Annotated in this window: 4 protein-coding genes and 1 pseudogene; 4 read left to right on the forward strand and 1 reads right to left on the reverse strand. The window is 46.6% G+C overall.

The features are described from left to right. The 4 genes from HCZ42_RS21265 to HCZ42_RS21280 all read left to right on the forward strand — a co-directional run. Nucleotides 1–2,544: chitinase C-terminal domain-containing protein (locus HCZ42_RS21265; RefSeq protein WP_167422672.1), on the forward strand; the 2,544-nt coding region annotated here is incomplete at its 5' end. Nucleotides 2,545–2,794: 250 nt separating this feature from the next. Then, nucleotides 2,795–4,120: a paraquat-inducible protein A gene (locus HCZ42_RS21270; RefSeq protein WP_167422673.1), complete on the forward strand. Its 1,326-nt coding sequence runs from the start codon at nt 2,795–2,797 to the stop codon at nt 4,118–4,120. Then, the gene (gene pqiB / locus HCZ42_RS21275) at nt 4,117–5,763 is read left to right on the forward strand and encodes an intermembrane transport protein PqiB (RefSeq protein WP_167422674.1); all 1,647 of its coding nucleotides are present in this window, start codon (nt 4,117–4,119) and stop codon (nt 5,761–5,763) included. Before HCZ42_RS21270 ends, pqiB begins: the two co-directional genes overlap by 4 nt. Nucleotides 5,764–5,765: 2 nt before the next feature. Then, on the forward strand, nt 5,766–6,329 hold the full coding sequence (locus tag HCZ42_RS21280; protein WP_167422675.1) for a PqiC family protein: 564 nt from the start codon (nt 5,766–5,768) through the stop codon (nt 6,327–6,329). 110 nt (nt 6,330–6,439) lie between these two features. Here HCZ42_RS21280 and HCZ42_RS21285 read toward each other — a convergent pair. Then, a pseudogene (locus HCZ42_RS21285) lies at nt 6,440–7,789 on the reverse strand (hypothetical protein); the annotation flags it as partial.

A 7,789-nucleotide genomic window follows, 5' to 3' on the forward strand; every position in this document is an offset into this window, starting at 1 on the left:
GATGTCGGTGGTGTCGTCACGTTGAGCGCAACAGCCGCTGACAGCGATGGCACAGTTGATAAAGTCGACTTCTACGTTGCAGGAGCTTTAGTTGGCACGGCAGCAACCGCACCATACACGTTAGATTACACTGCAACCAAGTCGGGCAATCTTGCCGTTTACGCGCGCGCGACGGATAACTTGGGCGCAACGACTGACTCAGACATCGCGACATTAGCTGTTGCAGGAGCGCCTGTAGTCAGCACGTGTCGTCCGGATGGTCTCTACCAGACTGAAGGTGTCGATGTCCCTTATTGTTCAATCTATGATGAAGACGGCCGTGAAAAGATGGGTGCGGACCATCCACGCCGTGTGATCGGTTACTTTACGAGCTGGCGCGCGGGTGACGATGACCAAACTTCGTACCTAGTGAACGACATTCCTTGGGAACAGCTAACTCACATCAACTATGCGTTCGTGAGTATTGGCTCAGATGGCAAAGTGAATGTTGGTGACGTTAACGATCCAAACAACGCAGCAGTCGGTAAAGAGTGGAATGGTGTTGAAATTGATCCAACGCTGGGCTTTAAAGGCCACTTCGGTGCGCTAGCGACGTACAAGAAGAAGTTTGACGTTAAGACATTGATTTCGATTGGTGGCTGGGCAGAAACCGGTGGTCACTTCGATACAAATGGTGATCGCGTCGCAGACGGTGGTTTCTACACCATGACGACTAACGCGGACGGCTCTATTAACCACCAAGGTATCGAAACGTTTGCAGCGTCTGCTGTGGAAATGATGCGTAAATACAAGTTTGACGGTTTAGATATCGACTACGAGTACCCAACGTCTATGTCTGGTGCAGGTAACCCAGATGACAAAGCATTCTCTGAATCTCGTCGCCCTCATCTAATGAAGTCTTACCATGAGTTGATGCGCGTACTGCGTGAGAAACTGGATGTGGCAAGTGCGCAAGATGGCGTGCATTATATGCTGACTATCGCTGCGCCTTCATCAGCTTATCTACTGCGTGGTATGGAAACCATGGAAGTGGGTAAATACCTCGATTACGTCAACATCATGTCTTATGACTTGCACGGCGCATGGAACGATCACGTTGGTCATAACGCGGCACTGTACGACACGGGCAAAGACTCTGAGCTTGCACAGTGGAGTGTATACACAACATCACAATACAACGGTATTGGTTACTTAAATACTGACTGGGCATTCCACTACTTCCGTGGTTCGATGCCAGCAGGTCGTATCAACATCGGTGTGCCTTACTATACTCGTGGTTGGCAAGGTGTGACTGGTGGTGAAAACGGTCTGTGGGGTCGTGCGGCATTGCCAAACCAAGCTGAGTGTCCAGCGGGTACTGGTGAGGGCGAGAAGAACAACTGTGGTTACGGCGCAACAGGTCTTGACAACATGTGGCATGACTTGGACGCAGCGGGTAACGAAATGGGCGCAGGCTCCAACCCAATGTGGCATGCGAAGAACCTAGAAAAAGGTATCTGGGGTTCGTACCTAGCGGCTTATGGTCTAGATCCTGCGACTGCACCTATGGTGGGCAGCTACGTTCGTTATTTCGATAGCGTCGCGGTAGCGCCTTGGTTATGGAACAGCGAGAAGAGTGTGTTCCTATCGACGGAAGACAAACAGTCAATCGATATCAAAGCTGATTACGTTATCGACAAAGAAATTGGCGGTATCATGTTCTGGGAGCTTGCGGGTGACTACAACTGTTACGTGCTAGATGCAAATGGTCAACGTACTAGCATCGATACGACAGAGCAGGCGTGTGCGTCGGGCAATGGTGAATACCACATGGGTAACACCATGACCTCGGCAATCTACGACAAGTTTAAAGCGGCCACGCCTTACGGTAACACGGTAGCGACAGGTGCGATTCCGACTGAAACCGTTGATATCTCAGTATCAATCGGTGGCTTCAAAGTGGGCGACCAAAACTACCCAATCAACCCTAAGATTACATTCACCAACAACACAGGTATGGATATCCCAGGTGGTACAGAATTCCAGTTCGATATCCCAGTATCAGCACCTGACAATGCGAAAGATCAATCGGGTGCCGAGCTTAGTGTGATTTCTTCAGGTCACACACGTGCTGACAACATCGGTGGTTTGGATGGCACAATGCACCGCGTTGCGTTCTCACTACCAACGTGGAAAGCGCTACCAGCAGGCGATGTGTTCGAGCTAGACATGGTTTACTACCTACCAATTTCTGGCCCAGCAAACTACAGCGTGAACCTCAATGGTGTGGACTACGCATTTAAGTTTGAACAACCTGATCTACCATTGGCAGACTTATCGTCTCAAACTGGTGGCGGCTCTGACGGCGGTTCGACAGGTGGAGGTGATACAGGTGGCACGACAACTCCGGGTGATGTTGTTGAGTGGGTACCGGGTAGTACTCAGGTAACCGCGGGCACTACCGTGTCTTACAACGGAAAATGCTTCCTAGCGAAGAACAACCCTGGCGCTTGGGAAACGCCGACTCAGACAAACTGGTTCTGGGAAGAAGTGACTTGTCCTTAAGCTAAATAACACTAAGCAAAAACCGCCTTTCGGGGCGGTTTTTTAATGTCAGCGTCATTCATCATTTGGATGTTTCTTGTACTAAATTCATTGATGGTTTTTAGTTTTTTTCTCAAAAATGAGAAAAGACTGGCAAAAAAGTCTTTTAATAATGGGATTTATAAAGATTTATAAATATTACTAATCCGTCGTTCTGATATCACAAGAAATCAGTATTATTATGTTATTAAAACATTAAGTAATGTGACGAATGACAACTCAGCCGAATCCAAAACAGCTCATTTCATGTGAAGAATGTGGGCTGGTTGTGCAAATTCCTCCACTTGAGCCCGGACATCAGGCTCAATGCCCTCGTTGTGCGCATTCGTTAACTAAAGTAAATAGCAAACCTTACCAAGGCGTCATCGCGGTGGCGATCGCGTGCCTTGTTATGTTGGTGCTAAGCGTTTCATTTCCCTTCATGTCATTCAGCGTTCAAGGTCTTTCACAAGAAATCACTTTGCTGCACGCTGCCAAAATGCTGGCTCAGTTTCAAAACGTGCTACTCGCAGGTTTACTGTTGGCGACGGTTTTGGTGCTGCCAGCGGTCTATATTAGCTTTATTCTTTATCTGCAGATCAAATCTGCCAAGTCACTGACTCATCCGCTGTCTGATAAACAGCGCCGTTTTTATACTGCGTTATGTCGTATCTTGTTTCGCGTCGAGCCGTGGTTGATGGTCGATGTGTTTCTTATCGGCATTTTAGTCAGCTTGGTTAAGATTGCCTCTTTGGCGGATGTCGGTATGGGCAACTCGTTTTGGGCATTCTGCATTTATACCGTTTTGGTGGTGAAATGTATCTCGATGGTTGACCGACACTGGCTGTGGCAACACTTTGTTCCTGCAATTGAAGTGGAAGGGATAAAAGAAGGGGATACGCATCTTAACCACAACCATATTGGTTGTCATACCTGTCATCAAATCAACCCTATTGAGCAAACTAAACATCAACGTTGCATCCGTTGTGGCAGTTTAGTTCATGAGTACGACCCACATGAAAATCTGCAAAAAGCGTGGGCATGGTTGATCGCATCGGTGGTGTTTTACATTCCAGCCAACCTGTATCCGATGATGTATACCGTCAGCTTAGGCCAAGCGGAAGGCTCAACGATTATGGAAGGGGTCGTGCTGCTCTGGAGCTTAGGCTCATATCCAATCGCGGCGGTAATTTTCTTTGCCAGTATCTTTATCCCGATAGCGAAAATGCTGGCGCTTGCATGGCTCTATTACAATGCAGGTAAGCCGATTGATTTACCTGAAGAAGAGAGCGCGGCACGTTTAAAAGTGTATCGTTTAACCGAATTTATCGGTCGCTGGTCGATGATTGATATTTTTGTGGTCGCGATTTTGGTTGCGTTGGTGCAACTGCAAAATCTGATGGCGATTTATCCCGGTCCTGCAGCGCTGTTTTTTGCCGCTGTGGTGATTTTTACTATGCTCTCTGCCATGGTGTTTGATTCGCGTATTCTGTGGAATAAACCGCAGGGTGATGCGCAAGAGCCAATAACTAACTCTACTGAGAAAGCCAAAATATGAGTGATAAAAATAAGGCAACTGCTCAAGTTAAATCTGAAAAACAAATATCGACAATCTGGATCGTGCCACTTCTTGCATTGGTGATTGGTGCGTGGATGTTGTTCGAATACGTTAACAATACCGGACCTGAAATCACCTTAAGGCTGCCAACCGCAGAAGGTATCGAAGTCGGTAAAACAGAGATCAAGTCGCTGAATGTGAGAGTAGGTGTGATCACTGAAGTGACGCTCAGTGATAATTATGACTACATTACCGCAAAAGCAAGCATGAACAAGGATGCGGAACGTATGCTACGTGAAGACACCTTGTTCTGGGTAGTCAAACCGCGTATTGGTAAAGAAGGCATATCGGGTCTAGAGACCTTATTGTCTGGCTCATACATCCAGCTTCAACCAGGCCATTCGGAGAAAAGTGAAAGAGATTTTACCGTTCTCGATATTCCGCCAGTCGCACCGTCTGATGCGAAAGGTCTGCGCATTGTGCTGACACACCAAGAAGCGGGTAAATTGGGTGTGGGTGACCCAGTTATCTACAAAGGGTTTACGGTAGGTCGTGTTGAGAGCACCGGCTTAGATATTAATAAGCAGCGAGCGCAGTACCAACTGTTTATCTTTGAACCGTATGACAGCCTGGTTCGCACTAAAACCAACTTCTGGATTAGTTCGGGTATGGATCTGCGTTTGAATAGCGAGGGTTTTGAAGTCAAAGTCAGCTCTTTGGAAACGCTGCTTTCTGGCGGGGTGACGTTTGATACGGCTCCGAATGAAGATGCAGGCCCACAAGTTACCGAGCAGATGACCCAATTCCGCCTGTTTGATGATGTGAAACAAGCACGAGAGGGCATGTATAACGATTACATTGAGTTCGCCATGTTGTTTGACGAATCGGTGCGCGGTCTAAAACCTAAAGCTCCAGTTGAATATCGCGGTTTGCGAATTGGTACGGTATTGCAAGTCCCAATGCGCCTTCCTTCTCCTGAAGAAGAGGGCTTTGCTAGTAAAGTGATTCCTGTGTTGGTACGAATCGAAATGGGGCGCATCTACGATAACTTCGAGTCTAGCTCGCTTGTGGCGCTGAGGCAGAGGATGAAAGAAGATTTCGCAAAAGGCCTGCGAGCAACGCTCAAAACCGGTAGTTTGCTGACCGGAGCACTGTATATCGATATGGACTTTTTCCCGGGGCAGAAAGGGTTTGAAGAGAGAGAGTTTCAAGGCTATCAAGTATTCCCGACCGTGAAAGGTGGCTTTGCCCAATTCGAAAGACAGGTCAATGAGCTGTTAGTGAAGCTGAACAACTTGCCGATGGAAGATACGTTTGCGTCGTTGAATTCAACACTGAAAACGTCTGAACGTACTTTGGCGTCAGCAGAGAAAGTGGCAAATAGTATCGATGCGTTGTTGAAGAACAAAGATACGCAAGCGCTGCCTGCGGATATTCGCCAAAGCTTACAGCAGATGCAAAAAACCTTGGATGGCTATGGCCCAGACTCGACTATGTATCAAGAGATGCAAAGTACTCTGAAAGAGATCGAGCACATGATGGCGGAATTCCAGCCAGTGCTGCGCCAGTTAAACGAAAAGCCAAATTCGTTGGTGTTTGGTGAAGACCAGACAAGCGACCCGATTCCAGTAAAAGGACAATAATAATGAAAAAATGGGCACTGATAGTTTTTGCGGCGTTAGCGGGTTGCAGCAGTACCGAGCAAAGTACTCAGCTGTATCTATTGCCGCACGCTGAAACGGTACAAAATGAGGCGGCTCAACCGAGTAAACCGTTGCTGGTGGTGCGCAATATCGACATTGCCGACTACCTCAATGAATCGAGCTTGGTGTATCGCACCTCTGATACTCAAGTGGTTAAGGCAAAATACAATCGTTGGGCGGAAAGCCTCAGTGAGCAACTGAATCAGCGTATTGTGAATGATCTACGTAAAAAGCAAACTAAGTACTGGCCAGTGAAAATGAGCTCGGTCGTTAAACAAACTGAGCAGGCAAAACTGCAGCTTAACTTACAGCGTTTTAATGGCTCGTACACGGGTAACGCAGAGTTATCAGGCGTTTGGAGTGTGATTGATGGCCAAGGGCAAGTCATGTACAGCCAGCCTTTTAATCTCACTGTTCCACTGCAAGAAGAGGGGTATGCCTCGCTAGTGGAAGCGTTATCGCAAGGCGTTGACCAACTCACGACAAAGATTGCCAATACGCTCTAGCCGTCAATCTCTGCTCAGCTAAGCGTGCGCGCATAATCTTTGGGCTTCAGGTCAAATTTATTCAAACTGTATGAAATGTAATTTTCATACAGTTTTTAATTTGCGGATCATTATCCATTGTCTGAAACACAAGAAGCATAGTTTTTAATGCTTTCGGAATGTATTCTGGTTGTGTTGCTAATTAAATGGTGAGAGTAAAACTTGCCATCAGTTGTAGGTGTGCTTGTCCAATATTCATACGTTCCGGGCCAACCAAAGTTTTCAGTTAAGTCTTCTAAATAAAAGGCTAAACTGTACAACTCATACCGAGTTGCTCTTCTCCAGTTAGTACGACCTAAGAATTGTAGTTCGGCAAGGTTAGCACAATAGCGATCAAGTTGGCCTCCGTTGCCGTAGTCAGGACTGCCTAAAGTGTTGTTCCAGTCCCAACCGTCGTAACGAAAACGCGCAAACTCGCCTTCTATTCTTGTCTCAGTATGTGTTCCACCATACGTTTTGTAAGAGTTGTAACGAGAATCGTTTATTGTATAACCTAGAGCTTCCATCACTTTGATACTTGGTGAGGCTGTAAACAGCTTGTTTTCGGCATCCCCCTCATAGCCTTCAACCACTTTTAAACAGTAACCAGCAGCATTTGTTTTACTGGTATCGTTTATTTGTCCGCCACAAGGAAGTAGGCCTGTTGTTATATTAATCGTGATCTCATTGCTTTGTAGTCCTTCAAAAGAAAACCAAATACGGAGCTGTCCTTTTTCTATTCCTTTAAGCATGCCTGATTCGTCTATGCTCGCAATTGAGTCTGACAAGTGCCAAGTTATTGGCTTATCTAGCATTGAAGTACTCGTACCGTCGTTATAAAAACCGCTAGGATTTAGCTGCAATGTTTGGTTTTCTGCAACAAAATCAAGCTCTGACTCTAGCTGCACCTCATACACATCACCTTTATCTTCCTCAGCAGCGCTATTTTCAGTTAACTGACTTTCTGTCGTTGATGTTTCATTGGTGTTCGACGTTTCAGCAACATCTGAAGTATCGGTGGTGTCCGAATTATCAGCCACATTAGTCTCTGTTGCAGATGTCTCATTGGTGTTTGACGTTTCAGCAACATCTGAAGTATCGGTGGTGTCCGACTTATCAGCCACATTAGTCTCTGTTGCCGGTGTTTCATTGGTGTCTGACGTTTCAGCAACATCTGAAGTATCGGTGGCGTCCGAATTATCAGTCACATTAGTCTCTGTTGCTGATGTCTCATTGGTGTTTGACGTTTCAGCAACATCTGAAGTATCGGTGGTGTCCGACTTATCAGTCACATTCGTCTCTGTTGCTGATGTTTCATTGGTGTTTGACGTTTCAGCAACATCTGAAGTATCGGTGGTGTCCGAATTATCAGCCACATTCGTCTCTGTTGCCGGTGTTTCATTGGTGTCTGACGTTTCAGCAACATCTGAAGTATCGGTGGT

The sequence above is a fragment of the Vibrio hepatarius genome, assembly GCF_011806575.1.
Lineage (GTDB): Bacteria > Pseudomonadota > Gammaproteobacteria > Enterobacterales > Vibrionaceae > Vibrio > Vibrio hepatarius_A.